The sequence below is a fragment of the Psychrobacter sp. H25 genome (assembly GCF_059076335.1).
Window position 1 is genome coordinate 2,474,426 of record NZ_JCACRV010000001.1, and the last position, 25,792, is coordinate 2,500,217.

24 protein-coding genes are annotated in these 25,792 nt (G+C 44.6%); 13 read left to right on the plus strand and 11 right to left on the minus strand.

Annotated features, from left to right (window positions below; translation table 11 throughout):
* Positions 1-39: 39 nt before the first annotated feature.
* Entirely contained in the window at positions 40-726 is a 687-nt protein-coding gene (ureG, locus tag AC5JPO_RS10110) for an urease accessory protein UreG (RefSeq protein ID WP_443527020.1), read from the plus strand.
* Positions 727-795: 69 nt separating this feature from the next.
* Positions 796-1,548, plus strand: a complete 753-nt coding sequence (locus AC5JPO_RS10115) for a HupE/UreJ family protein (RefSeq protein WP_443527019.1) — start codon at positions 796-798, stop codon at positions 1,546-1,548.
* 168 nt (positions 1,549-1,716) lie between these two features.
* On the opposite strand, the gene tig is transcribed toward AC5JPO_RS10115, so the two are convergent.
* Complete coding sequence (gene tig, locus AC5JPO_RS10120; RefSeq protein WP_319051041.1) at positions 1,717-3,060, minus strand: trigger factor; 1,344 nt, start codon at positions 3,058-3,060, stop codon at positions 1,717-1,719.
* Between the two features lie 424 nt (positions 3,061-3,484).
* A complete protein-coding gene (gene rdgB, locus AC5JPO_RS10125; RefSeq protein WP_443527018.1) occupies positions 3,485-4,135 on the minus strand; it encodes an RdgB/HAM1 family non-canonical purine NTP pyrophosphatase in 651 nt (216 codons plus the stop codon).
* A 549-nt stretch (positions 4,136-4,684) separates the two neighbouring features.
* Here rdgB and sodB point away from each other — a divergent pair.
* Positions 4,685-5,314, plus strand: coding sequence for a superoxide dismutase SodB (gene sodB, locus AC5JPO_RS10130; RefSeq protein WP_319051038.1), 630 nt, complete (start codon positions 4,685-4,687; stop codon positions 5,312-5,314).
* Positions 5,315-5,400: 86 nt separating this feature from the next.
* On the opposite strand, the gene AC5JPO_RS10135 is transcribed toward sodB, so the two are convergent.
* The 5 genes from AC5JPO_RS10135 to AC5JPO_RS10155 all read right to left on the minus strand — a co-directional run bounded on the left by AC5JPO_RS10135 (position 5,401) and on the right by AC5JPO_RS10155 (position 9,822).
* A complete protein-coding gene (locus AC5JPO_RS10135) occupies positions 5,401-6,141 on the minus strand; it encodes an SDR family oxidoreductase (RefSeq protein WP_443527017.1) in 741 nt (246 codons plus the stop codon).
* Positions 6,142-6,455: 314 nt separating this feature from the next.
* On the minus strand, positions 6,456-6,650 hold the full coding sequence (locus AC5JPO_RS10140) for a hypothetical protein (protein ID WP_443527016.1): 195 nt from the start codon (positions 6,648-6,650) through the stop codon (positions 6,456-6,458).
* Positions 6,643-7,803, minus strand: a complete 1,161-nt coding sequence (locus AC5JPO_RS10145; protein WP_443527015.1) for a metal-dependent hydrolase — start codon at positions 7,801-7,803, stop codon at positions 6,643-6,645. The genes AC5JPO_RS10140 and AC5JPO_RS10145 overlap by 8 nt, the downstream gene beginning before the upstream one ends.
* Before the next feature lie 70 nt (positions 7,804-7,873).
* Entirely contained in the window at positions 7,874-8,692 is an 819-nt protein-coding gene (locus AC5JPO_RS10150; protein WP_443527014.1) for a DUF72 domain-containing protein, read from the minus strand.
* A gap of 71 nt (positions 8,693-8,763) precedes the next feature.
* Positions 8,764-9,822 carry a polyprenyl synthetase family protein gene (locus AC5JPO_RS10155; protein ID WP_443527013.1) on the minus strand — a complete coding sequence of 353 codons (1,059 nt, stop codon included), beginning with the start codon at positions 9,820-9,822 and terminating at the stop codon, positions 8,764-8,766.
* A gap of 797 nt (positions 9,823-10,619) precedes the next feature.
* Between AC5JPO_RS10155 and fadB the strand changes: the two genes are divergently transcribed.
* The 4 genes from fadB (at position 10,620) to AC5JPO_RS10175 (ending at position 15,789) form a co-directional block, all read left to right on the plus strand.
* Entirely contained in the window at positions 10,620-12,779 is a 2,160-nt protein-coding gene (gene fadB, locus AC5JPO_RS10160) for a fatty acid oxidation complex subunit alpha FadB (protein ID WP_443527012.1), read from the plus strand.
* Positions 12,780-13,010: 231 nt separating this feature from the next.
* Positions 13,011-14,183, plus strand: coding sequence for an acetyl-CoA C-acyltransferase FadA (gene fadA, locus AC5JPO_RS10165; protein WP_443527011.1), 1,173 nt, complete (start codon positions 13,011-13,013; stop codon positions 14,181-14,183).
* Between the two features lie 270 nt (positions 14,184-14,453).
* A complete protein-coding gene (locus AC5JPO_RS10170; RefSeq protein WP_443527010.1) occupies positions 14,454-15,029 on the plus strand; it encodes an isochorismatase family protein in 576 nt (191 codons plus the stop codon).
* Positions 15,030-15,159: 130 nt separating this feature from the next.
* Positions 15,160-15,789, plus strand: a complete 630-nt coding sequence (locus AC5JPO_RS10175; RefSeq protein ID WP_443527009.1) for an HD domain-containing protein — start codon at positions 15,160-15,162, stop codon at positions 15,787-15,789.
* Between the two features lie 93 nt (positions 15,790-15,882).
* On the opposite strand, the gene asd is transcribed toward AC5JPO_RS10175, so the two are convergent.
* On the minus strand, positions 15,883-16,719 hold the full coding sequence (gene asd, locus AC5JPO_RS10180; protein WP_443527008.1) for an archaetidylserine decarboxylase: 837 nt from the start codon (positions 16,717-16,719) through the stop codon (positions 15,883-15,885).
* Positions 16,720-16,833: 114 nt separating this feature from the next.
* Between asd and dtd the strand changes: the two genes are divergently transcribed.
* From dtd to phoR, 3 genes are all read left to right on the plus strand, one after another.
* On the plus strand, positions 16,834-17,286 hold the full coding sequence (dtd, locus tag AC5JPO_RS10185; RefSeq protein WP_443527007.1) for a D-aminoacyl-tRNA deacylase: 453 nt from the start codon (positions 16,834-16,836) through the stop codon (positions 17,284-17,286).
* A gap of 112 nt (positions 17,287-17,398) precedes the next feature.
* Positions 17,399-18,103 (plus strand): phosphate regulon transcriptional regulator PhoB, encoded by a 705-nt coding sequence (gene phoB / locus AC5JPO_RS10190; protein WP_319051026.1) that lies wholly within the window; start codon positions 17,399-17,401, stop codon positions 18,101-18,103.
* 58 nt (positions 18,104-18,161) lie between these two features.
* Entirely contained in the window at positions 18,162-19,271 is a 1,110-nt protein-coding gene (gene phoR, locus AC5JPO_RS10195) for a phosphate regulon sensor histidine kinase PhoR (RefSeq protein ID WP_443527006.1), read from the plus strand.
* 216 nt (positions 19,272-19,487) lie between these two features.
* On the opposite strand, the gene AC5JPO_RS10200 is transcribed toward phoR, so the two are convergent.
* The gene (locus AC5JPO_RS10200) at positions 19,488-20,078 is read right to left on the minus strand and encodes a M23 family metallopeptidase (RefSeq protein WP_443527005.1); all 591 of its coding nucleotides are present in this window, start codon (positions 20,076-20,078) and stop codon (positions 19,488-19,490) included.
* 196 nt (positions 20,079-20,274) lie between these two features.
* Here AC5JPO_RS10200 and AC5JPO_RS10205 point away from each other — a divergent pair, with 196 nt between their 5' ends.
* A complete protein-coding gene (locus tag AC5JPO_RS10205) occupies positions 20,275-20,994 on the plus strand; it encodes a 3'-5' exonuclease (protein ID WP_443527004.1) in 720 nt (239 codons plus the stop codon).
* A 7-nt stretch (positions 20,995-21,001) separates the two neighbouring features.
* Here the strand turns inward: AC5JPO_RS10205 and AC5JPO_RS10210 are convergent, their stop codons facing one another.
* Entirely contained in the window at positions 21,002-21,967 is a 966-nt protein-coding gene (locus AC5JPO_RS10210; protein WP_443527003.1) for an alpha/beta hydrolase family protein, read from the minus strand.
* A gap of 306 nt (positions 21,968-22,273) precedes the next feature.
* Here AC5JPO_RS10210 and AC5JPO_RS10215 point away from each other — a divergent pair, with 306 nt between their 5' ends.
* On the plus strand, positions 22,274-22,957 hold the full coding sequence (locus AC5JPO_RS10215; protein ID WP_443527002.1) for an LOG family protein: 684 nt from the start codon (positions 22,274-22,276) through the stop codon (positions 22,955-22,957).
* A 195-nt stretch (positions 22,958-23,152) separates the two neighbouring features.
* Here the strand turns inward: AC5JPO_RS10215 and AC5JPO_RS10220 are convergent, their stop codons facing one another.
* The gene (locus AC5JPO_RS10220; RefSeq protein ID WP_443527044.1) at positions 23,153-24,721 is read right to left on the minus strand and encodes an FAD-dependent oxidoreductase; all 1,569 of its coding nucleotides are present in this window, start codon (positions 24,719-24,721) and stop codon (positions 23,153-23,155) included.
* Positions 24,722-25,320: 599 nt separating this feature from the next.
* Here AC5JPO_RS10220 and AC5JPO_RS10225 point away from each other — a divergent pair.
* Positions 25,321-25,755 carry a COG4315 family predicted lipoprotein gene (locus tag AC5JPO_RS10225; protein WP_443527001.1) on the plus strand — a complete coding sequence of 145 codons (435 nt, stop codon included), beginning with the start codon at positions 25,321-25,323 and terminating at the stop codon, positions 25,753-25,755.
* Positions 25,756-25,792 lie beyond the last annotated feature (37 nt).

Here is a 25,792-nt window from a genome sequence, read left to right on the forward strand (position 1 = left end):
TTACAGTTATTCCTATATGAATCCTCTAAGGAGCTTACGATGTCTCTAACCCCAATAAAACCAAAAAATACTCAAGCCATACCCGACTCAGCTATTGATAGTGAGAGCTCACATCAGCCTGCTTTATCGTGTTTACGCCTTGGTATTGGCGGGCCAGTCGGCAGTGGTAAAACGGCTTTGACCTTGAGACTATGTCAAAACCTGCGTGATACGATCAATATGGCAGTTGTCACTAACGATATTTACACCAAAGAAGATTCACAGTTTTTGACCCGTAATAACGCCATGCCAGCTGAGCGTATCCGCGGCGTTGAGACAGGCGGCTGCCCGCACACAGCCATTCGCGAAGATGCGTCTATCAATCTGACCACCATTGCCGAGCTGCAAGCGACCTTTGACGGCTTGGAGATGATCATCATCGAGTCAGGTGGGGATAACTTGGCCGCGACTTTCAGCCCAGAACTGTCTGATTTGACCTTATATGTCATTGATGTCTCTGCAGGCGACAAGATACCGCGTAAAGGTGGCCCCGGTATTACCAAATCTGATCTACTGATTATCAATAAGACCGATCTTGCACCTATGGTTGGCGCGTCGCTTGAGGTAATGGAACGCGATGCCAAAAAAATGCGCGGTGATAAGCCTTTTGTCTTTAGCAATATGAAAACAGGTGACGGTTTAGATGAGATTATTGACTTTATCAAAGAGCACGGCATGCTTGCGTAGCTTAGGCATATCCTTAGTCCGAATCCTTCACCATCGAAAATACAACATGAATAAAAAGGAACAAACCACATGACAAGATGTACAAAAGAGCTTGATGTCAAAAATGCTAAATTTTCACAGAGGTTGTCTACTCGTAGTCTCGTAGTTGGTTCATCGACATTGGCAACGTTGTCTGTGGTGCCGTCGCTGGCACAAGCACACTCAGGGCATATTCATTCGACTGCTACGCAAGCGCCATCGTTCTTGGGTACGTTGCAAGCGGGACTGATGCATCCAGTGACTGGCCTTGATCATCTATTTTTGGCAGTAGGCATGGGCATGTTGTTTTATGGGTTACAAAAGCAGCGCTTAGGTATGATGTCATTGACGGCAGGGTTGTCGTTAGGTGCAGTATTAGGCACGGTTGGTGTCTTGATCGGTGGTATTGGGTTTGCAGCCTCATCTGGGCTGATCGAAGTCGCCATATCATTATCGGTAGTCGTGTTGGCGATGGTTTTGATGAGTCAAAAAAGCAGACAAGAAGCATTCTCTGCGCAGACCCATACAGCACGTACGCCAAACATCCAGCAGTTGTCACTGTTTGGCTTTGGTGGTCTAGCAGTCTTTCACGGGTTGGCACATGCGCTTGAAGTGCCAGCGAATGTTGGTGTGAGCGGTCAGCTGGGTTTTTATGCAGGGATGATGGTCACGATGCTAGCGCTATATGCAGTTGGTACGCTAGTTAGTCAACAGTTGCAGCAACGATTTAGCGATAGCTTATGGTTACAGCGCGGGGTAGTACTGCTAGGGTTGAGCGCCGTATTTGCGCCTGTTTTGGTATAAGGCGCGTTTTATAGTACAAGTACGATGCTTGTAGGTTCGATAGTTGCGACTAATTTCATCTAGTTAACGAATGCCACAAAAAATGCGCCCCCGATTAAAAGGTCGGGGGCGCATTTTAGTTTTGATAATAGACTACAGCATATCTAAAAAGACAGCTTGTCGTATCAATTACATTGCTTGCTGCTGTTGTTGCTGAGCGGCTAGCAAGTCTTGGTAGCTAACTTCTTTGTCAGTGACTTTACCTTGTTCGATCAAGTAATCTACTACTTGGTCTTCTAGTACTACAGACTCAATGTTAGCACGCTGCTGCTTGTCATTGGTGTAGTACTCGATAACTTCTGCTGGATCTTCGTAGTTTTCAGCGGCTTCTTTGATGAAGGTTTCAACACGCTCTTGATCTACTTCTAGACCTTTGGTATCGATAACACGGGCAACGATGATACCAAGACGGGCAGCACGTAGCGCTTGCTCTTCAAATAGCTCATTTGGTAGCATGTCTTTATCGAAGCTATCAGCATTCGCACCGAACTGCTGAGAAAAACGTTGCATCATCATGTTGCGTTGACGCTCGATTTCTTGCTCTAGCATCGCGTTTGGTACGTCAAATTCGTTCTTTTCTAACAATGCGTCAAAAGTCGCTTGCTTAACTTGGCTACGCGCAGCATTTTTGATTTCGCGTTCCATGTTTTTGCGTACGTCTTCTTTCAACTTCTCAACGCCGCCCTCGGTCACGCCAAATAGCTCTAGGAACTCTTCGTTAATTTCAGGTAGCTTAGATTTTTCAACCAGTTTTACATTGATTTTGAACTGAGCTTCTTTACCAGCTAGGTTCTCAGCTTGGTAGTCTTCTGGGAAAGTCACGTCGATAGTTTTTTCTTCGCCAGCTTTCATGCCTTTAATACCAGCTTCAAAACCTGGGATCATCTGGTTGCTACCGATAACCAATTTGAAGTCCTCGCTAGAGCCGCCTTCGAATTTTTCGCCGTCGATAGAGCCTTCAAAGTCAAAAGTCACTTGGTTGTCTTTTGCCGCCATGCCCTTTTTCTCAACGAATTCTTCACGTTGCTTTTGTAGGTTTTCGATCATGGTGTCAACGTCTTCTTCACTCACTTGTGCAGTGTGACGCTCAACTTCGATCTCATCGATACCTTGTACGTCTACTTCTGGGAAGATTTCAACAGTAGCTTGATATACCAAGAAATCGTCTTCAAGTTTTACGTCGTCGATGTTAGGCATGCCAACAGCGCGGATGTCTTCAGATTTGATCGCTTCAAATACAGTATCACGGATGACATCGTTGATAACTTCTTGTTGAATGCCAGCACCGTACTGAGAGCGGATGTGTGACATAGGGACGTTACCTTTACGGAAACCGTCAATCTTGGCAGTTTTCGCAACTTGGCGAATACGGCCTTCAACTTTGTTTTGAATTTTTTCAACGGGCACTTTAACCGTTAGCTGGGTTTCTTTATTAGATAGCTTGTTAGTTGTGACTTGTAAATCTGTAGCCATGTTAATTACACCTTTAGGATTAAGTAGTACGTTTGATTAATGAAATAGTACTTAGGGTTAAATTGTAATAGACAGACCGCGCCTCAAATTACGGGCATGTACGACGGGCTGCCGTTGGAATAAATAGGGGATAGTGATAAGTTCGCAACCTCAAAATCAGCACCAGTAGCCATCGCCGCTGATACTCATTAAGATAACGCTGTCCAAGTTGCAGACACTATCAAATATCAATCATAAACCGTTAATGCAGCGCATAATAACGCTTTTTGGTGAATTATACAGCCAAATAACGGCTTTCAACAAAATTTTAAAAGTAGAACAGTATAATCTATCTGTTTATTAAAGTAAAAATTATCTCTTTAACGCCATGTTTTCTTATGTTGCTGTTTTTATTAAGCACGCTTATCAAGTCAGTTGGGTAAGTTTAGGCCAGCTGTTTCAATAACTGCTGGATTGCCTGACCACGATGACTGATGCGGTTTTTGTCAGTAGCGCTGAGACTCGCGGCACTGGCTTGAAAGTCAGGTAACCAAAACAATGGATCATAGCCAAAGCCGCCGTCACCATGCAGCGTCTCCAAAATCTCGCCGTGCCATAGACCTTGAGCAATAATCGGCAGCGGGTCATCAGCATGACGTACCATGGCTAGCACACAAACAAACATGCCCTCAATTGGGGTATCAGGTTGGGCTGTGCGTAATGGCTGTAAGTCAGCGATGAGTTTGGCGTTATTCTTGGCATCATTACCGTGCTCACCTGCATAGCGAGCTGAATAGATGCCAGGGGCATTACCTAGTGCCGGCACACACAGTCCTGAGTCGTCAGCAATAGCAGGCAGTCCGCTGATACGGCTGGCGTGACGGGCTTTGATAATGGCGTTCTCTACAAAGCTCAGGCCATCCTCAACCGCATCGTCAATATCGAGCTGACCTTGCGGGACAATCGTTACGTTCAGATTGGCTTCAGCAAATAGTCGTTTAAATTCAGCCAATTTGCCTTTATTATTACTGGCGAGTACCCATTGGTCATCGGAGGTCGACTCAGTAGAAAGTAAAGAGGGGTCAGTGGTGCTCATATAGACATTCCGTTAGGTGAGTAGCGATGATTTGATCGACCTTGATAGCTATGTTGTGACTGTATTACGCTTGATAGCGTATGGCTATACGATGGTGGTGATTATCATTAAATGAATAACCAATTGCTATGCAAATTATGCGGGCTATAACATTTGGTAACTGATATTATTGGCTACTGTTGCTATAATGGTTTCTAAGCTACAGTGAATAAAATTTTATAGCTTGTGAACATTAAGTTAATAAAAGTCTATAGGGTTAGACACTTAGCCTTTAGACAAAGAATAATAGCAATAAGTAATAGCTAGATTAATTTTGGACTCATAATAATACGTGATACTGTGTTAAGCAATAACGTGTATTAAACGATCAAATTCATTTCAAACAATAAACTCAGCCAATTTAGCTCGATATTGTTTATGTCTTTAGTACGCATCTTCTTAGGGTAGTTCTGTTTTTAGGCTTGCCTATCGACAGAAATACTAACTTTGATGATATATTTCCGAGATATAAACAGTATGAGTGGCCAAATAAGCAAGGATAAAATAATTATGTCAAACATTACATTGCCAGACCTACCATATGCAAAAGACGCACTAGAGCCACATATCAGTGCCGAGACGCTAGAATACCATCATGATAAGCATCATGCTGCTTACGTAAATAAGCTAAAAGACTTGCTACCAGGTTCTGGTCTAGAAGACAAAACATTGCCAGAAATTATCAAGGCAGCTTCTGAAAGCGAAAGCACTCAAAACCTATTCAACCAAGCAGCTCAAGTATGGAACCACACGTTCTATTGGAACTGCATGACGCCAACAAACGGCGGCGGCGAACCTACTGGCGATTTAAAAGCAAAAATCGAAGAAGACTTCGGTAGCTATGACAAGTTCCGTGAAGAGTTCAAGAACGCAGCATTGACTCAGTTTGGTTCAGGTTGGGCATGGCTAGTGGCTGATAAAGTCGGTGGCAAATTGTCAATCGCCAAAACTGCCAACGCTGATACGCCACTTGCACATGACCAAGTCGCTGTACTGACTTGTGATGTATGGGAACACGCGTATTATGTAGATTACCGTAACCGTCGTCCTGACTATGTTGATACGTTCTTAGACAAGCTAGTGAACTGGGATTACGCAAACGCAAAATATAAAGGTCAAGATGCTGGCGTTGAAGCATAATCTTTAATAGCTAAGTATTTGATTTATAGAAAAGGACACCGAAAGGTGTCCTTTTTTTGTTTGATCACTTTCAGTAGAAAACGATATTACGCTATACCGCCGTTTGCACCGATATTTTGTCCTGTCACCCAAGCCGCTTCTTCGCTCACTAAAAATGACACTACGCGGGCGATATCGATTGGTTCACCGATACGATTAAATGGTGACATACCAGCGAGATTTTCGATAGTCTCGTCAGCTTTACCTTGATTGAATAGCTCAGTGTCAGTAGGGCCAGGAGAGACTGCGTTGACAGTGATGTTGCGCTCGCCAACTTCTTTAGAAAAGATTCTAGTTAGCTGCTCTACCGCACCTTTGGTTGCACAGTATGTGCCATAGGCAGGCAGCATCATGCGAGTGGTCGTGCTTGAAAGGTTAACGATACGACCGCCATTATTAAGTTTAGTCGCCGCCGCACGTAGCGTGTTAAACGTGCCTTTTACATTGATAGAAAATATACGGTCAAAGTCTTCATCAGTAGTTTCTGCAATGGGTTTATTAATCATTATACCTGCGCTATTGACCAAAATATCTGGTTTGCCAAATTCACTGATGGTGGTGTCGAACAGCGTAGCAACTTGCTGAGTATCACTAACATCAGCTTGCACAGCGATGGCTTCACCGCCTGCTGATTTAATCTGGCTCACGATATCATTCGCTGCTGCATCATCATTTGCGTAATTGATGACCGTTTTGGCACCTGCTTCTGCGAGCAGTATAGCGATCTGTGCGCCGATACCTTTTGATGAACCAGTTACAATCGCGACTTTATTTTTTAGGGTTGTCATTATTATTCTCTCTATTATTGTAGGTGAATATCAGTACGCTTATGTTGCATCTTGACTAATGTCTCTTGATTAGTAGGATATAAGTTACCAGTGTGCAAAACCGATAAGTAGAGCGATTCTGTAGGCTTGTTTTTAGATAAATGTATGAGCTGAGTTTCTATAGGTTTGAAAGATAAAAATTTTGAGTTGCTAAGGGTTTGGATGAAAAAAAGGACACGGTGAGGTGTCCTTTTTTTGGTTTATAGGTTATGGCTGCTGTCAGATTTTTACGGGTTTATTAGTCTCAATTTCTAGATTAGAAAGATAAGAAGGTATTACACAGTAGGCGTTAACAGGTAAAAACCAGAGTAATAATTAGACATTAAGTGAACTTCACCTTTTCGAGTATATGAGAAAGGTAATACTTCTCCATATTTAGTAGTTAAAATACCTGTGACTTTTATAATAAAATCTTTTTTAGGAGCTTCTTTTAGACTTATAGTTTGAGTAGCGAGGATATCTTCATTCAACTACCTTCCATCCGGTACCTCTATCCACAACCGACTCATCAAACACTCTCACAAATCCTTGTTTGACCAATTCAATACGCGACACTTCAGGTTCGCCATCCGTTTTGATAACAGGTGCTTCTATAGGCGTAATCGATTGCCATGGTGCCCCTTGTCCTATTTTATTAGCCAATACAAAACTAAAGAACGCCGTGTCACCTGCCATCATACGTAGGTCATCAACGACCAGCTGAATGTCTTTTTTGTTAGGCTCGGCAGCGTCATTAAGAATCGTTTGAGTTCGGTAGCCTGTCCAGTCACCTGAGAACCAATCAAGACGATCGGCATAAGGTCGGCTTTGCGCTGGCATGTTTGCGCGTAGCGTCTGCGCGTTGTCGTACTGCGTCAGGTAGCGATATTCAGGTAAGCGACTGTCTAAAACGCTACCGCGTACTTCAATCAATCTATTTTTATCGTCTTCAGCGACTGTACGCCACATAAGCACTGTCGGCAGGGCAGGCATGGTTTTGAGGCGCGTGGTATGGATATTAGCCGCTGCCAAAGTTTGCTTAGCTTGAGACTGTGCATGGTATTTTAATCCTAAGCTAAGCAGTAAGTAACTACTACTAAGCAGCAGCATCCATAGAGTAAAGCGTTGACAGTTGATTAGCAGTCCTGCTTTGAATACCGCAAGTTTGCTACCCTTAATAAGTCCCAGAAGTAGTGCTATAAACAATGGCAAGGTATATAGCGGATCAATGATGAACATTGACGCAATGCTAAAAGGTGTCAGCGATAAAGACTCCTGTAGCGGCCACAGTAATTGAGTGCCATAGACGGTAAAGCTGTCTAAAATCGGATGAGTCGTCAGCGCCAATGTCATGGCTAGCATTAAGCGAGCTTTGGAGTAGGGCAATGGCATATCGCGCCATTGATGGTAACGGCTAATTAGCCAAGCGCCCATGATACCCACTGCAGTCAGGACGATCAGTGAGTGGCTAAAACCGCGATGGTAAGTCATGTCACTGATGGGGTCAGGATAATGAACTAGCACATCCAAATCAGGTAGCGTGCCTAGCATAGCCCCGTATAGGTAGGCTTTTCGACCTTGGTATTTTCCCAGTATCGCACCTTGTACACTAGCACCTAAGACAATCTGACTGAGTGAGTCCATAGTTATCTACTTGTTGATTATCGAATAAGGATTGTGCGTTATATCAGTGCGTTTATCAGCACATTTTTATTTAGAGAACCACAAAGTGATGCGTCATCAACGCTTCACGCAGCATCGCAATATTGTAATAAGCATGCGCCTTGACCGTGTTTTGAAAGAAGATATAAAGTGTATCAAAATGCTGACGCTGATTGGCAATCGCTTGTGCCCAGCCCTGCATCTCAGCTTCGCTATAACGATAATCATGACGGTCAGCTGCGCTCATCGCATCCCACCAGCCCGTATTATTGCCATGCATACGCAGATAGCCAGTGCGCTCAGTGAATATCAATCGTGATGGTGGCAACCCACCGACTTTTGGATAGTCGACGCTGCACCAAATGAGACCTTGCTGCTGGAAACTATCGACCACTTGTGGTGTGTGCCAGCCGTTATGGCGGAACTCGATAGCAAGTGGATAATCTTTAAACCAACTGACAAGCTCTGCCAGATAGAGGCGATGCGTGCGGGTACGATCAAAACCGTGTGGGAACTGGAGTAATAACGGTGCTAACGCATCCGCTTCGATAAGCGGTGATAGAGCGTTTAGAAATGCTTGTGCGTGTTCGGCAGTGCCTTTGCGAGCGTGGGTAAAGTCTTGATGCAATTTTACAGAAAATTTTAACTGACTGTCGGCTTGGGCGTAGGCTTTATCAACCATCCCCGCAAAGGCTTTTTGCCCGATGGGTGCATAGAATGTGCTGTTTACCTCTACCGCGCCGTACTGCTTGGCGTATTCACGTAGGAAATCTGTCTTTTTGGTGCCTTTTGGATATAGCGTACCGAGTAAATCAGTATCGCTATAGCCACCAGTGCCAAGATAGATACGCGGGGTAGGGGGACTGTCCATGTTGACCACTCACTGCCGTTTTGGGTAATAAAATGTACTACGATATCTGCTTTCGACTGCTATTCGACAAGCTACTTTTTACGCGACCAGAGCCATTCAATCAACGCCAGTAGAGCATCATTGTTTTTGCCAATGTTGTCTTTGTTACCGCCAAGCTCACGACTGATTGCTGCGCGTCCGTCATTAAAAAGAGATTGCGCGTAGCTGGTCGCATTATCGACACCCATCAGTTTTACATAGGTAGACTTGTCCAGCTTTTCATCGCTACCTGCCGGTTTGCCAAGTGTGTCTGTCGTCATGGTGACGTCCAACACATCATCTTGGACTTGAAAGGCAAGCCCGATGTGTTGTGCGCACTCTTGCAGTGCCATGCGCTGCGGGGCTGTTGCACCAGCACAAACGCCGCCCATAAGCATAGCTGCCTCGATCAACGCCCCTGTCTTGTCGCGGTGAATGGCTTCTAAATCGTCCTGCGCGATACTGGTACTGGCTTCGGCATTAAGATCTAGCATTTGACCCGACACCATGCGCCGTGCGCGCGGAGCAAAAATTGCCAATAGCTGGCTTGCAATGTCCGCATTGAATGGCGCAAAGGTTGGCAGCTCTGCAGTGAGTACTTCAAATGCTAGCGTCTGCAGCACATCTCCTGCCAGCAGCGCCGTCGCTTCATCAAAAGCAATATGAGCCGTTGGTTGGCCGCGGCGTAGCTCATCATCATCCATACAGGGCAGATCATCATGTACTAGCGAGTAGGTATGCAGTAGCTCGACAGCCAGTGCAGCACGGCGCGACATATCATAGTCTGAGTCGTTCTCGAGTAATGAGTCCAGATCAGCATTGAGCATATCGACATCATTGCGCTCGTCTGTACGTTCATTATTACTGCTGTTGATACTGGCAAAAGCACTGGCAACCATGAGCGGTCTTACCAGTTTGCCTTGTCCAGTCATCACATAGCGGCAAGCATCTACCAGTGGACTAGGAAGCCTGGCATAAGCAAACAACACCTCGATGTCTTGCGCCAATTGTTCGCGCACAGCACCATGAAACTGCTCAGTGCTTTGAAAAGAGATAAAGTCAAAAGAGGTGATATCAGAAGAAGTAGTGCCAGAAGTAAGGGAAACAGTCATAATCCAACCATTTATTAGGAGTACAGTAGAGACTTATCAGAGATAAGGTAAAAACAGTATTAGTGTAGCATGATAGGTTATACGGCTTTTGTGAGACACCGTATCAATTGATTGTTTTTTGCATTTTTTTATCACGATTCTCACAGTGGGTGTAGATCCCAAAATAAGACATGCTGAGCTGAAATACAACGACAAGATTTTGTTACGTATGGATGGTGTCACTCACTGGTTGAATATGCTTTGATAAAGGTACAATCTAAGTAAGTCATATTTGTTGAGCACAGCAACGGTTTATCATCCTTGTGGTGGTAGACAGCATAGGCAAGCCAGATAAATTAATACCAAAACAGTAACTCAGTATACAGTCATACACTAAAACACTTTGCGCATAAGGTAAATGCCTACAGGTGATTTAAGAGTGACTTGCGAGTATGGTATTAGCTTGTGACAGCTAGGGGCATAATCCCCTACACTAATTGACGTGAAAATGGTCCGATAGTGATCGTATTGAGTTTTGCTCAGTGTGGTCGATCATCTGTATTGGAGCATGTCTCAGTCAGTATTTTAATATCAGTGGTTGTAACATATAAATGAAGCGCCGTGTGGTGAGGTACAAGCGTCAACACAAGTATCCCATCATGAGCGCTGGATAATAAAGACATCTTCACTCGTGCGTAAGCTATGTGTTTATCTCTAAGACGTAGCATGCGTGGAGTGCTATTACCCATTTTACTAACAATAACTGGCTATTTATTTAATTCAAAACGTAGCTTTCGTTATATAGAAAGGAGTTTCAAATGGTATACCAAGGAAATCGCATCACGGTGACAATGCTAGAGGATGGCATCGCCAACATGCAGTACAACGCCGAAAATGAGAGCGTGAACAAGTTTGATGCTGAGACCAACAAGCAGTTTGGTGAAGCCGTTAGCGCGTTAGAAAAAGCTGACGACGTAAAAGGTCTTATTGTAACTTCAGCCAAAGGTGTGTTTATCGCTGGTGCTGATATCACAGAATTTGTCGGTTCTTTCAAAAAATCAGAAAGCGAGATCAAAGATTGGGTCGTTCATGTCAATGACGCTTTCAACCGTTTTGAAGACCTACCATTCCCGAAAGTTGCTGCCATCAATGGCGCTGCGATGGGCGGTGGTTGTGAGATGACATTGGTCTGTGAATACCGCGTCATGAGCGACAAAGCAATCATCGGTCTACCAGAAACTCAACTTGGTATTTTCCCAGGATTTGGTGGTACAGTTCGTAGTACACGTGTGATCGGTATCGACAATGCGCTTGAGCTTATCGCTACTGGTAGCCCAAAAAAACCACTTGCTGCTCTTAAACTTGGCTTAGTTGATGCAACCGTACCTGCTGATGACTTACAAGATGCTGCAATTGACCTAGTCAAAAAATGTATCTCAGGTGAGCTTGATTGGAAAGCAAAACGTGAAGAAAAACTAGCTCCAGTTAAGCTAAACCAGCTTGAGCAAGCCATGGCGTTCAACAGTGCCAAAGGTGCTATTTTTGCTAAAGCCAACCCTAAACAATACCCAGCGCCAGCGCTAGCAATCGAAGCGATTGAGAAGCACGTCAATCTACCACGTGACAAGGCAATCGAAGTAGAAGCGGCTGGTTTTGCTAAAGCGGCTAAAACCCCACAAGCAGAGAGCTTGGTTGGTCTATTCTTAAATGATCAATTGGTTAAAAAGCTAGCGAAACAACACAGCAAACAAGCACATGAAATCAATGAAGCAGCCGTACTAGGTGCTGGCATCATGGGCGGCGGTATCGCGTATCAAGCAGCCAGCAAAGGCCTGCCAATCATCATGAAAGATATCAAGTCTGAGCAATTAGACCTTGGTATGGGCGAAGCCAGCAAACTGCTTGGCAAAATGGTTGAACGTAAGAAAATGACCCCAGCGAAAATGGGTGAAACGTTGAGCCGTATTCGTCCTACTTTGAACTATGGTGACTTTTCTGAGACTGATATCGTAATCGAAGCGGTCGTAGAAAATCCAAACGTAAAACGTGCGGTACTAAAAGAAGTAGAAGGCCTGGTAAAAGACGATTGCATCCTAGCGTCAAACACCTCGACGATCTCTATTACTTATCTAGCAGAAGCGCTTGAGCGTCCAGAAAACTTCGTGGGTATGCATTTCTTTAACCCAGTACATCGTATGCCACTGGTAGAAGTTATCCGCGGTGAGAAATCATCTGAAGAAGCCGTGGCGACTACCGTTGCACTAGCCTCTAAAATGGGTAAAGTCCCTGTTGTAGTCAATGACTGCCCAGGTTTCCTTGTGAACCGTGTCTTGTTCCCATACTTTGGCGCGTTTGACTTACTACTCAAGCAAGGTGCTGATTTTGCTCATGTCGATAAAGTCATGGAAAAATTCGGTTGGCCAATGGGCCCTGCATACCTAATCGACGTCGTCGGTCTAGATACAGGTGTACATGGCGCAGCAGTAATGGCTGATGGTTTCCCTGATCGTATGAAGCCTGACTACAAAGGTGCCATCCAGCATCTATATGAGAATGAGCGTCTGGGTCAGAAAAACGGCATTGGTTTCTATAAGTATGAAACTGACAAGCGCGGTAAGCCAAAGAAAGTTGCTGACGAAGCTACTTACGAGTTACTCAAAACCACGACTGACAGCGACAAGCAAGAATTTGATGATCAAGCGATCATCGACCGTACTATGATTGCGTTTTGCAACGAAACGGTTCGCTGCCTAGAAGACAACATCGTAAGCACGCCTGCCGAGGCCGACATGGCAATGATTATGGGCGTCGGTTTCCCACCATTCCGCGGTGGCCCTTGCCGTTATGTTGACCAAATGGGTCTAGATAACTATTTAGCACTGTGTGAAAAGTATGCACACCTTGGCAAAGCCTATGAAGCGCCGCAAAAGATTCGCGATATGGCAGCAGCTGGCGAGACTTTTTACTCGGTCGCTTAATGAACATACCGTATTAGGATAAGTGTGGTACGTCTGGCAAAAGAGAGATAACAATGGATTTATTAATACTCTTTGATTGCGGACGTACTGTTTTAGTAGATTTACTTCAGAACTGATGGATGGGATTAATCGTCGACGTACATAGCATACGGTGCTTTGTGCAAGACCAGTAAACCATAGCGCTGAAGTGGACTGCCTACACTGACAATAAAAATTGAAAAGGAAGATAGTATGACAACTTTAAGTCCAAAAGATGTGGTCATCGTAGATGGCGTACGCTCGGCAATGGGCAAAACCAAAAACGGTATGTTCCGCCATGTACGTGCTGACAGCATTTCAGCTGAACTGGTACGTGCTTTGGTAGAACGTAATGACTTTGATACCAATGACATCGAAGATATTATCTGGGGCTGTGTTAACCAGACTCTAGAGCAAGGTTTAAATATCGGTCGTAACATCGGTCTGCTAGCTGGTATTCCAAAAACTGCTGGTGGACAAACGGTCAACCGTCTATGTGGCTCTTCTATGCAAGCGCTACATACTGCTGCTGCGCAAATCATGACCAACCAAGGTGATGTATTCATCATCGGCGGCGTCGAGCACATGGGCCACGTAGGCATGATGCACGGCGTTGATTTAAACCCAGCTGCCTCTAAGCACTATGCAAAAGCCTCAAACATGATGGGCTTGACCGCTGAGATGCTAGGCCGTATGAATGGCATTACACGTGAAGAGCAGGACGCTTTTGGTCTTGAGTCACATCGCCGTGCATGGGCTGCGACTACTGAAGGTCGTTTTGACAATGAAATCATCGGCATTGAAGGTCATGATGCGGCTGGTCGCTTGCAATTATGTACTGTGGATGAAGTGATTCGTCCAGATGCGACGATGGAGCAAATGCGCAACCTACGTCCAGCGTTTGATCCAAAAGGCGGTACGGTTACAGCAGCAACGTCATCTGCATTGTCTGATGGTGCGTCAGCCATGCTAGTCATGAGCGCACAAAAAGCCAAAGATCTTGGTCTAAAACCGCGTGCTCGTATTCGTAGTATGGCCGTTGCTGGTTGTGATGCGGCTATCATGGGCTATGGTCCTGTACCTGCTACCAACAAAGCACTAAAGCGTGCTGGTATGAGCATCGATGACATGCAAACCATCGAGCTAAACGAAGCATTTGCAGCTCAGGGTCTGTCTGTATTGAAAGGACTGAACCTGTCTGACAAGCAAGACATCGTTAACATCAACGGTGGTGCAATCGCTCTAGGTCATCCACTAGGATGTTCAGGTGCTCGTATCACCGTAACTCTGCTAAACGCAATGGAGCAGTCAGATACTGAAATCGGTCTAGCGACGATGTGTATCGGTCTTGGTCAAGGTATTGCTACTGTTATTGAGCGCGTTTAATCTAGTCTATATAAATAAGATTACCTGAACACGCAAAAACAGCTACTTTCTAATAAATAAAACCCCCAGTCATTATGGCTGGGGGTTTTTTATGGCATAAATAAACGAGGCACATGCCCAAAAACAAAACATGTGGTGCGTTTGCAAATTATCTCCATTGACGCATCCAAAAAACTGTGACTAAATAAGAGTGAGATAAACCATGGCACTATTAATGATAATTCTAAAATAGCTTTTGATAATAACTGTCAGCCGTACAAGGAGTGTACTATGTCTACCATGATTAATGATCGCACCTATCGAATCGCTCGTGAGAACACCCAGGCAATGATTATTGATGTACAAGAGCGCCTAACACCGCATATCTATGACCACGAAAACATCGTCAAAAAAACCGTTACTCTAATCAAAGGGCTGCAAGCACTCAATATCCCAATTATGCTGAACGAACAATACAAAAAGGGATTGGGGGATACCTTGCCAGAGTTACGCGACGTGCTTGAAGGTGATAATGCCAAGAGCTTCGAAAAAGCTACCTTTAGCGCTTGTGATAACAATGACACATGGCATCATTTGGCGCAGCAGAACCGTAGTACCGTGCTGCTATTTGGTGCTGAAGCGCATGTCTGTATTATGCAGACAGCATTAGATTTATTAGACAACGGCATGCAACCTGTCATTATTGGCGATGCGGTTGGCTCTCGTTTCCCTTACGATAAAAAACAAGCGATTCGCCGTATCCGCCGTGCGGGTGGAGTGATCAGTACTGTTGAGTCGATATTGTTTGAGCTGTGTCGTAGTAGTGAAGATCCTGCGTTCAAAACCATTATTAATTTGATAAAGTAGACAGTCATATAATAGGGTGCTCAGTCATTTAACTGAAACATTTATAAGAGATAGCGCTTGATAACATCAGCGCTATCTTGCTGTTAGCAACATCATAATTCATAAGATTATCAAAAAATTAGAGAGAAATATGTCCTTAAACACAACTATGTCATTGACCAACCCAAAGTCTGCTGCAAACATCGACATAGATGATGTTACTCACTTCTTATTAGAGCTAGATGCCCTCAAGCGTATCAATCGCCGTAGCTATGTGACACAAACCACTCGCCGCGAAAACTCTGCCGAGCACTCTTGGCACTTGGCTATGGCGTGTTGGTCGATTGCTGAAGCGTTTGAATTAGATGTCAATCATGAGCGACTGCTAAAGATGGCACTGGTACATGATTTAGGTGAGATTGACGCTGGCGATACGTTTTTATTCGCAAACAGTCGTAGCGATGCGCACGTTGAAGAGCGCGCTGGTATTGCTCGACTACAAGCAGAGCGTGGCAATGGTATCGCAGCATTAAGTGAGGTTTGGGAGGCGCAAGAAACGGGTAGCAGCAAAGAAAGCCAGTTGCTTAGAGTGGTTGACCGCTTATTGCCATTTTTACTCAATCTTAATACTGAGGGAAAAACGTGGGTCGAAGCCCAAGTAACACGTTCGCAGGTAGCTTGTGCCCTTGCTTTTATCAAAGACAGCTTTCCACCCATTCATGATTGGCTTAACAAAAATATCGACTATGCAACCCAGCAAGGATGGCTGATCGATGCATAACTCTATATGAGTGACAGGCATAAAAAAGCCCAGTTAAGTATGCATTAACATACCTAACTGGGCTGATATTTTGAGCGTTTTTATACAGTCATATTATTGAGCGTTCGCCATCCCCAACAGTTGACCCATTTGCACGATGCTGTTGGCTTGCATACTATCCAACCAGTCAGCTTTTGCCGCTTTTGGTAGCACCACGATAGCCGTTGAGCCTAAATAAAAACGTCCAAGCTCATCCCCTGCGGCAAACGGCAGGTCATGCTCGGCTTCTTGGATGTCGTCAGTACGAGTGATTTTACCTGTCGCGACGGTTTCGATACCAGCGACGATCATAGCGCCTACCATGACAACGGCTGCTTTGCCGTACTTGGTATCGAACATGCAGACCAGACGCTCATTACGGGCAAACAAATCTGGCACGTTAGCGGCCGTAGTGTTATTAACCGAAAACAACGTGCCAGGTACGTAGCGAGTCTTGGTCAACGTACCTGTAAACGGCATATGGACACGGTGATAATTGCTAGGCGCTAGGTAGATCGTCGCAAAACTGCCATCCGCAAAGTAACTGCCATCTTCGCTATCAGCCAGCAGCTGTCCGACATCATAGTGACGACCCTTGGCTTGCAATAACTTATGGTCTTGGATTTGTCCGAGCTGAGAGATAATACCATCAGCAGGGCTGACGATACCGTTGTCAGTGGTATCGATGGTACGAGCGTCTTCTTTTAATTCACGAGTGAAAAAATCATTGAAGCTCTCGTATGCATTGAGACTCTGGCGCTCATATTCGTCTAGGCTGATGTTATAGGCTTTTGCAAAACTACGAATAAAGGTACGTTTAACATAAGGATGGCGGCTGGCGGCCAAACGTCCAGCGACTTTACTGAGCTGCTGCTGTGGTACCAGCTGTTGTAAGGTGGTAAATACATTCATAATACGGCTACCAAAATAAGAGATGATGTCATTATTGCATGTGCAAGTTAATGACCGTATTTTATCATGGACAGCCCATTATTGTCTGAGCATAATCTGTTAAGGAATGAGTAAATGAAGGCACTTATACAACGAGTCAGGCGGGCTAGTGTGACTATCGATGAGCATTGTGTTGGCAAAATAGATCATGGAATACTGGCTTATATTGGTTTGGGACACGAGGATAGTCTGAGTACGGCTCAGCGAATGATTGATAAAATTCTCACGTATCGTATTTTTGAAAATGATGAAGATCCTACAAAATTTGGTAAACTAGATAAAGATGTCCAGCAGGCAGGCGGTGGTTTGTTATTGGTGTCGCAGTTCACCTTGATGGCAAAAACAGACAAAGGTCGCCGTCCTGATTTTGGTGGTGCAATGGCACCTGATGCGGCTCAAATACTGTTTGAGCAACTTATAGATTATGCAAAAACACAGTACCCAAACGTCGCCACTGGTCAGTTTGGCGCTGACATGCAAGTCGCTAGTGTCAATGACGGACCCCTAAATTTTCTACTGGAGATCTGACACTAGAGTGTCATCAAGCTGTCATAATTAATCCGTTTAATAGATAAAGACTGGTGAGTATTTATCGCCTTTTTACATGCTAAATTTTGCCCTCTAACACTGAGAATGTCATATGTATAACGAGCAAATTTTGATTGTTGAAGATGAACCTGCGATTCGTGAAATGGTTGTGATGACGCTAGAAATGGCTGGATTTGAGAGCCTGCAAGCCGCTGATGTCTCAGAGGCGCACCAGCAAGTGGTCGATCATAGACCGTCGCTGATCTTGTTAGATTGGATGCTACCAGGAGACAAAAGCGGCGTTGATTTTTGTCGTATGCTAAAGAACGATGAGCTGCTCTCTGAGATACCAGTCATTATGTTGACGGCGAAAAGTGAAGAGGACAGCAAGGTTTATGGACTCGATGCGGGTGCAGATGACTATATGACCAAGCCTTTTTCAACCCGTGAGCTGATCTCTAGAATCAAAGCGGTATTGCGCCGTAGTAGTGCGATGAGTAGTGACAAGCCTATTGAAATCGGTCAGTTGAGTCTAGATACCAAAAGTCAGCGTGTGACCGCCGCCGGAAAAGTCATCGATGTGGGTCCGACAGAGTATCGTCTATTGGCGTTTTTTATGAGTCATCCAGAGCGCGCTTATACACGAACGCAGCTCCTCGATCAGGTTTGGGGCGGCAACGTATACATCGAAGATCGCACCATCGACGTACATATTAAGCGTCTGCGTAAACTCTTGCGTCCTCATGACTGCGATACATTGATACAGACGGTACGCGGTACAGGCTATCGATTCTCTAGTCTTATTGAACCAAGCTAGTCTTGCATACATAAGGTCGCTGGAATACTAAAATAGCGGATAGTGGTAAGGATAAGAAATGGACAAGACAGTGCCAGCACAACACAAAAAAACCCGTAACAGCCATCAGCAAGATACCCCAGAAAACACCTCTGCCCAGCATGAAGCAGAGCAGCTACAAAAAATCAGAAGCGCACTGCGAGCACTACGAGACGCGGTGATTTTAATCGATGAGAATGATTGCTTAGGATGGTGGAATCAGGCGGCGCAGGATCTATTGTCTTTGCAGAAAGATGATAAAGGGAAGAGTGTCTTTGATTTTATTATCATACCAGAGTTTCACCAGTATTATGAAGACACCACACTGCCCAATGATGGTATCCACATAGAGTCATGGCGCGACCCTAGCCGTTACCTAAAATTTGAGCTCACGTCTTTTGGTGATGAAAAACTCCTATTTATTTATGATGTGACGCGCTTAAAGCACTTAGAGCAAATGCGCCAAGACTTTGTGGCAAACGTCTCTCATGAGCTACGCACACCATTGACCGTCATGACCGGTTACTTAGAAAACTTTACGGATCAGCCAGATATGCCGCCCCATTGGCGCCGTGGTTTTGAGCTCATGACTCAGCAAACCGCGCGTATGAATAGAATCGTAAATGACTTGCTGCTTTTATCTAGAATTGAGATCGAAGAGACGCACGAAGTCAATGCTATAGATATGACCAAGCTACTCACCAATATCTATGATGATGCGCAAGCCTATAACCAAGCCTATAAGCACATCATTCATCTACATATAGACACCTATGATGGTCTATATGGATCAGAGATGTACTTAAACAGCGCATTGTCCAATCTGGTGATCAACGCGATAAAATACACACCAAAAGGTGGCAATATTACTATCAGTTGGACGCGAACATCAGATGGATGCCGGTTTGCAGTCGAAGACGACGGATTGGGGATAGCACCAGAGCATATTGTTCGTTTGACGGAGCGCTTCTACCGTGTTGATAAAGGTCGCAGCCGTGCCACAGGTGGTACAGGTCTGGGGTTAGCTATCGTAAAACACGTACTGCATCAACACGAAGCGCAGCTACAGATTGAATCAATAGAGGGTGAGGGTTCGACATTTAGTGTGGTATTTCCAGCCACTTATGTGCGTACAGTCACCGCAAACTAGGGCGTGTCCCTAATTCAAACGCTTATCATTGAATGGGCTAAAAATGGCTAAATCTTTGGCAAACGGCGTCAAATAGCTGGTCAATATCTCGATATTGTCTGCACTATTTTCCTTGTTAGCCTGCGATTTATTTCATTTTTATCACCATTTTTAAAATAGGGACACGCCCTAGCACCTCTCTTGATACATGCTATTAGAGCTTTTTATACATTATGCTTAATTCTTTTGTAAAAGCGGGTAGGGGTTCACAGCACTGCCGTTAATATAAATACCATAATGTACATGCGGCGGTGTCCCTTTTGCATTGCCGCTATCACCCACGTAGCCAATAGTATCACCTTTATTGACCCAATCATTGGGAGAGATATCAGCATAGTCCTCTAGATGAGCATAATAATGTCCTGCACCGCCCGGTCCTACTACGACGACCACGAGGCCACCTAAAGTATTTTCGCCAACCTTGCTCACGATACCCTGCGTGGTTGACTGTATGGGTGTTCCTCGTTCTGCAAAGATATCGATACCTTCATGTGAGCGCCCTTGACTGCGTGCTGCGCCCCACGTATCCGTCAGGTTTTGCCCTGGTAGTGGGCTGGGTAAGCTATCTTCTGTCGGCAGTTCTTGCTGCAGCAAACTCATCTGTTGCCATTTGGCGACCACAAATGATTGGGTCTGTTGGCTGATATCGGGCAGCAGCTTATCAAACACAAATAACAGCCCAAGCAATACCACTGCTCTAATCAGTACGCTCAACACGCGCCCAAAAATAGAAGGCTTGGGTTGTTGGTTTTTTTCATCTGCTAGCATTGAGGTCTCTTATTTGTTTTATACGATATAAGACTTTATTATAAAAGCCCTGTATACAAAGGTGTGTATAGCATTGTTATCTATGGATTTTATCCCCATAAATACAGGTGTCATTAAACACAAGCACAGCAAATATAACGTTATCTACTTAACACTGTTGTTGAGCGATGACGGTGCTATGGATGGTTAACTTCTTATGAATGATGCTTTTAACACGGCTGATATCTCTACTATGGCTGAGACGGCGCTTGTCATCGATACTGAAACCGATCAAGGCCGTGATCCGAGGCCGATTCAAGTCGCAACGATCAACGTAGCTACTGGATATGAGTGGATGAAATATTTTAACAGTGGTCGTTCGATATCACCTGTGGTTATCAAGGTGCATGGTATTACGGATGCTGATGTCGCTGGTCTTGAGCGCTTTGAGTTAGATCAATTTGAGCTACCAGAGTATTTGATCGGACATAACGTACGCTTTGATTGGCGAGTAATTGGTAGTCCCTCTGCTAAGCTCATCTGTACCGTGAGACTGGCGCGCGCCGCTTTTCCAGAATGGCGCGCGTATGGTCAGTCCAAGTGCATTGAGCAGTTGTTGGGCAAGAGCGAGGCGGGTTCCATGACGATTGCCGCTCATGACGCGTTAGGTGACGCACGAATGTGCTATCTGCTTTATCAGGCATGCTGTGAGCGACTGGAGATTGCCCCGACAGATTTTGCAGCGGCACATGCGATTTCTAACAAAGCGACTCCTGTGAGTAAGATGCCGTTTGGTAAGCATAAAGGCAAACCAATCAAAGAGGTGCCTATCAGCTATGTAAAATGGATGATAGGCAATATTCATAATATGCAGCCGTCGCTATACTCTGCTCTAAAGAAGCGTATTGAAGCAGAGAAAACCCAAGAAGGTGAATAATTAAAGCCTATTCACCTTTGCTCAGCCAATCTACTGCCATTTGCCAAAGCTCTGGTGCTTTGGCATTGGTTTTACCACTAAAATAGAGCATATGACCGACTTGATTTAGTCCAAAATCATCAGGGTCTAAGAAGCGCTTCTCTACAGGCATCTTGGTAAATACGCGTATCATATCGTCCATGTTTTCACTATTGGCGATATCATCATCACTAAAGCCTAACCACAGTGCTGGCGTGCTGAGCTCATCATAAAAATGCGTGTGAATGCTTTTGCCAAACGCGGTTTTGATATAGCCTGCGCCATTGCACCACTCACGCCATTGGCGCGCAACGCCGCGTGGCAATGGCTCGCCCATACCAATCTTGTCTGCAGGTGTATAGCCCAATGCTAAGTTAGTAGTCGGAATAAAAACATCCATAAACCACATCGCTTTGAGCTTATAGGGCATACCCATGTTTTTGATCTGTCCTGATGAGCAGGCGACATTGAACACTGAAGAGATGGCGTCATGGTTCGGCATTAACCCAATGAGCTGTCCACCCGCGCTGTGACCGATGAGATGGTAAGACGCGTTAGGGAACTGATCTTGTAGCGCATCAAGTACGGCTGGCATATCATGGCGACCCCAGCTGATTAAAGAAGCACTACATTTTGCCAGCTCAGTCGACAATGACTCGCCGATACCTTCATTGTCAAAGGTCAGGACACCAAAGCCACTCTGTGCCAAATATGTCGCAAAGTTATGATAAAAACGGCGCTTGATGCCGGTAGCGGGCGCCATCATAATGGCTTTTGTGGGCGCCTCTTTAGGACGATAGACTGTAGCTGCCAGTACTTGATTGCGATCGGTCATGATGCTTAGCGAGTATATGTCGATATCAGTAGCGCTGTCCGTACTATTAGCGTTGATCAAGTTGTTATCGATGATAGAATTTGGGTGGTCTGTAGTCAAAGAAGCGTCGCGATTATCCATCGTTATACCTTAGTGTTTTTTTATTGGTAGATAATAATTATTAAACTATGATGTGTCACAAATACATGTCTTTAAAGTGTAGTTTTTGCGTAGTGATAAATCCCTGTGACTGTGTGATAGCATTGCTTATGTTAAGATAAATGCTGGTGAGACGGTTGCTCAAATATGACTTCCAAGTTTTATAAACCTTGGCTGAGCGCGTTTTATAAACAATGTGCATGATAATACAAACGAAGGGTGTCGGTGTTTTACCTTCACCAATAACAAGCACTCAATAAAACCTGATATAAAAATTAAGGATGCTGTATGCAAATGAAAATAAATGACGATACTTACGATGTAATTACTAGTAAGGACATCACAGATATAGAAAAAGCAGTGGATAAATCAGCATTGACGATGCCATTGGTCGCGGTATATTGCGGTTCGCGCTTGGGTAACAGTGATATTTATGAGCAGGCGGCGCGTGAGTTAGGTAGTGCGTTGGCAAATAATGGCATGGGATTGGTGTATGGCGGAGCCAGTATCGGTCTTATGGGTGCTGTGGCAGATGAAGTCATCACTGGTGGTGCTGAGGCCGTGGGCGTCATCCCAACTTTCATGCTCAAGCACGAAATTGCTCATGAGCAGCTAACTCGCTTGCATTTGACCGATACGATGCATACTCGAAAGACAGTCATGGCAGAGTACGCGGATGCTTTTATTACCTTGCCGGGCGGGCTAGGCACACTAGAAGAAATCATGGAAATCGCTACATGGCGTCAGTTGTACCAACACGAAAAGCCAATGATTATTTTAAATATCAATGGTTTTTATGACCGTATGATCGAGCATCTAAAATATACGACTGAGCAAGGCTTTATGAAGCAGCAAGATTTAGACCGTCTAGTAGTATGCAATACCATTGATGAGGCAATCGACATGTTACAGACCGTCGTGACTATCAAAGACGATGTCGATACAGAAAAAATGGCGGGCAGTAACCGCTAGGGTTGTCAGTATATAACCTAAATACGCTTATCAATCTGAAATGATGGCAATCATCATTAGTACATTGAAAGCAGGTACATTGAAAGCAAGCACACTGCAAGTGAGCACAAAAAAAGAGCAGATAACCCTATATAGGTTGTCTGCTCTTTTTTCTACGTATGGACAAAGTAACAACTTATCAATAAACGATAACGGCTACGCACCAGCCGGTGACAAATCGTCCAAAACCGCTTCGCGAACACTATGATTGACATCTGCCATCGCTATTGGAAAACCGCGCTGCTCAGCGAGTACGCGAGCCACCTTATCGACAGACACACCATCGTTGTGTGTCAGATATGACCATTCGTGCGCATAACGGCCACGATTCATCGGTGTATCGTTATCTACTAGTCCAAGTTCTGTCAACTCATTGACTATCTGATCAGCAGCGATCAGGGTTGAAGACGCTTTGACATTTTCTGCACGGGCGTAGCGTATATTAGAGTATAGGCTGACATCAGCCACCCGTAAGGTATCATCTTCTCCAGGAATTTGCTGCCCGCCATATAGCGCGTTACCGATGGTACGCGCACTATTGAATGTCGGTACAAACTCAGCCACATATTCAATTGCTTGCTGACTACGCGCTTGTAGCGGTGCTTTGTCCCAGCCATCTTCGATGTAATGTACATACTGCTGTGGTAGCTTGGGCTGAGCACTGTCAGTGTTAGAGGCGACCAAACCATCATCGAATAAAGTGATCGCTTTACTCATCCCATGTATTTGGAAGTAGCCACCAGGGTAAGGGGTTAACTGTGCCATACCTTCGGGCGTACCTCGTTGACCATAAACAATAATCTCGGGTATCTGTCCACCTGCATCGCCCCAATGGGTAACATAGGAAGACTTGAACTCAACCATACGCGTGACTTCTACACCGACCATATCGTCGATGACGCCAGTACGAAAACCGCACGCATTGATTAGGTAATCAACTTCGATAGACTCAGTTTGAGAGGCGTTCTCTTGATCGTAAGCTTGGTTATGAGCTTGTTGATAGTCAATACGCCATTTAGTAACATGATGATCGGCGTTGGTGCAGTTCTCACAATCTACCGGAACTACTTTTTGTACCGTAGTATCAGTGAAGACATGGGCATGGTCATACTCTTCAAGCGCTAACTGCGCAGAGGCCGCCAAACGAAAGATATTCCAGCCGTACTCTTGTACCACAATCAACGGAAATTTTACTTTGTTTAAGTCTAGGTATTTGGCAACAGGTATTACCCATTCATCAACTGTGCTCGGTACGGCAACTTGCTCACGTTTGGAGAGCTCTAGCAGCTGTTCATGACTATAGAGCTGATAGTAGTCTTCAGGCTCGCCCAATACTTTATTGTTAGCGTCTTGCTCGATCAGTTCTTGATAAGCGTCTGTTAACGTGTTCAAGCGCGGTAGCAAGTCTTCAGGAAACCCTTCATCGCGTGTTGGCACCGCAAATACAGTGGGGCGAACATCGATGGTATGAGGATAGAGGCGTAATATATCGATACATTGTTTGAGAAGTGCCACACAATCCTCATCAGGTATCTCACGGTATAAGTTACCACCTGCATGCAAATGGCACATTGGTGGACCATCAATAAGTGATTTTTTCTTTTCAAACAAGTAAGTTTCAAGTCCTAGCGCTGCTAAGCGAATAGCAATCGTTGACCCTGCAGTACCGCCGCCCAAGATACCAACGCGTTTTGTAGGCGATACGTTTTTGCCTCCATGAGACATCAAGTCAAAAGCAGAACCCTGTTTTGCAGAGTCTTGTTTGATAAGGTGAGCGCGATTTTTATTAGAAGACTGAGTCATTGTCGTCGTTGTATCCTTAGTAGCATTTGCATCAGGCTATGCTCGGTGTAATCGTGTAATGTCTTATAACTATTGATATGCGTGCGAAAGGCGCTAAGTTCAACATTTATGTATGAGTTGCAGTGAGCATGTTATCTATCATGTCATAGTCTATTGTGTAGTCATTCTTCACTTCCATAAGACTATTTTACGAAGAACTGTAGATAATATGATGACAAATACGTAAGTAGATGCATGAGTTTTGTCAACGAGGTGCTATAACCGCAGATTGGTTTTTGGCAGAAGGGCAAAGCAGGAAGCAAGATAGTAGAGTTAAGGTGCTAAGTGAAAATGCTCGTACTTAATCATTTTGTAAAGTTCAGCCACTTTTGTAAGTTTGTATATGGATGACCGTTATGGCGAAAAACTGTGTGCTATATTTATTTCGCTCAAGTGAGGTTAAAGCCCAGTTTTTATATCAGAAAATAAAAACGGCTCATAAAATTTATTATTACAATTATCAAAATGACAAGGAAGTTACTATGAAAAATATCATGATGTTATCTGCTCTAACAGGCGTTTTGGCACTGACAGGTTGTACGACGCTAAAGAGCGTCGTCGGTAATGACATGTCAGGTACACATGAGGTGCGAGCCACTAGCAATAATACTGCGCCAGTCGCTAGTAAAAACGGCGTATTGGTCGACGCAACCAATCACATGACACTATATACTTTTGATAAAGATTCAATGAACATGTCAGCTTGCGGCGGCGCCTGCCAAGTTGTGTGGCCAATATTTCAAGCACCAAGCAATGCAAAAGCTTCTGGTCAGTTTGCTGCATTCAAACGTGAAGATGGTAAGTATCAGTGGGCCATGAATGGTAAGCCTTTATACTTCTACGCCAATGACACCAAAATGGGTGATAAAGATGGCGACGATAAGCTTGACGTTTGGCACGTGATCCCAACAAAATAATCTACGATAGTTTGATATAAACATAAAAAAGCAGCGC

What these genes read in the sequence shown, in the direction of transcription:
- AC5JPO_RS10225 (WP_443527001.1), top strand. Translation starts at nt 25,321, where the DNA reads ATGAAAAATATCATGATGTTATCTGCTCTAACAGGCGTTTTGGCACTG.
- AC5JPO_RS10220 (WP_443527044.1), bottom strand. Translation starts at nt 24,721, where the DNA reads ATGTCTCATGGAGGCAAAAACGTATCGCCTACAAAACGCGTTGGTATC.
- sodB (WP_319051038.1), top strand. Translation starts at nt 4,685, where the DNA reads ATGTCAAACATTACATTGCCAGACCTACCATATGCAAAAGACGCACTA.
- fadB (WP_443527012.1), top strand. Translation starts at nt 10,620, where the DNA reads ATGGTATACCAAGGAAATCGCATCACGGTGACAATGCTAGAGGATGGC.
- asd (WP_443527008.1), bottom strand. Translation starts at nt 16,719, where the DNA reads ATGAATGTATTTACCACCTTACAACAGCTGGTACCACAGCAGCAGCTC.
- rdgB (WP_443527018.1), bottom strand. Translation starts at nt 4,135, where the DNA reads ATGAGCACCACTGACCCCTCTTTACTTTCTACTGAGTCGACCTCCGAT.
- AC5JPO_RS10150 (WP_443527014.1), bottom strand. Translation starts at nt 8,692, where the DNA reads ATGGACAGTCCCCCTACCCCGCGTATCTATCTTGGCACTGGTGGCTAT.
- AC5JPO_RS10210 (WP_443527003.1), bottom strand. Translation starts at nt 21,967, where the DNA reads ATGGATAATCGCGACGCTTCTTTGACTACAGACCACCCAAATTCTATC.
- AC5JPO_RS10115 (WP_443527019.1), top strand. Translation starts at nt 796, where the DNA reads ATGACAAGATGTACAAAAGAGCTTGATGTCAAAAATGCTAAATTTTCA.
- ureG (WP_443527020.1), top strand. Translation starts at nt 40, where the DNA reads ATGTCTCTAACCCCAATAAAACCAAAAAATACTCAAGCCATACCCGAC.
- AC5JPO_RS10205 (WP_443527004.1), top strand. Translation starts at nt 20,275, where the DNA reads ATGAATGATGCTTTTAACACGGCTGATATCTCTACTATGGCTGAGACG.
- fadA (WP_443527011.1), top strand. Translation starts at nt 13,011, where the DNA reads ATGACAACTTTAAGTCCAAAAGATGTGGTCATCGTAGATGGCGTACGC.
- AC5JPO_RS10200 (WP_443527005.1), bottom strand. Translation starts at nt 20,078, where the DNA reads ATGCTAGCAGATGAAAAAAACCAACAACCCAAGCCTTCTATTTTTGGG.
- AC5JPO_RS10145 (WP_443527015.1), bottom strand. Translation starts at nt 7,803, where the DNA reads ATGGACTCACTCAGTCAGATTGTCTTAGGTGCTAGTGTACAAGGTGCG.
- AC5JPO_RS10135 (WP_443527017.1), bottom strand. Translation starts at nt 6,141, where the DNA reads ATGACAACCCTAAAAAATAAAGTCGCGATTGTAACTGGTTCATCAAAA.
- phoR (WP_443527006.1), top strand. Translation starts at nt 18,162, where the DNA reads ATGGACAAGACAGTGCCAGCACAACACAAAAAAACCCGTAACAGCCAT.
- dtd (WP_443527007.1), top strand. Translation starts at nt 16,834, where the DNA reads ATGAAGGCACTTATACAACGAGTCAGGCGGGCTAGTGTGACTATCGAT.
- phoB (WP_319051026.1), top strand. Translation starts at nt 17,399, where the DNA reads ATGTATAACGAGCAAATTTTGATTGTTGAAGATGAACCTGCGATTCGT.
- tig (WP_319051041.1), bottom strand. Translation starts at nt 3,060, where the DNA reads ATGGCTACAGATTTACAAGTCACAACTAACAAGCTATCTAATAAAGAA.
- AC5JPO_RS10175 (WP_443527009.1), top strand. Translation starts at nt 15,160, where the DNA reads ATGTCCTTAAACACAACTATGTCATTGACCAACCCAAAGTCTGCTGCA.
- AC5JPO_RS10170 (WP_443527010.1), top strand. Translation starts at nt 14,454, where the DNA reads ATGTCTACCATGATTAATGATCGCACCTATCGAATCGCTCGTGAGAAC.
- AC5JPO_RS10155 (WP_443527013.1), bottom strand. Translation starts at nt 9,822, where the DNA reads ATGACTGTTTCCCTTACTTCTGGCACTACTTCTTCTGATATCACCTCT.
- AC5JPO_RS10215 (WP_443527002.1), top strand. Translation starts at nt 22,274, where the DNA reads ATGCAAATGAAAATAAATGACGATACTTACGATGTAATTACTAGTAAG.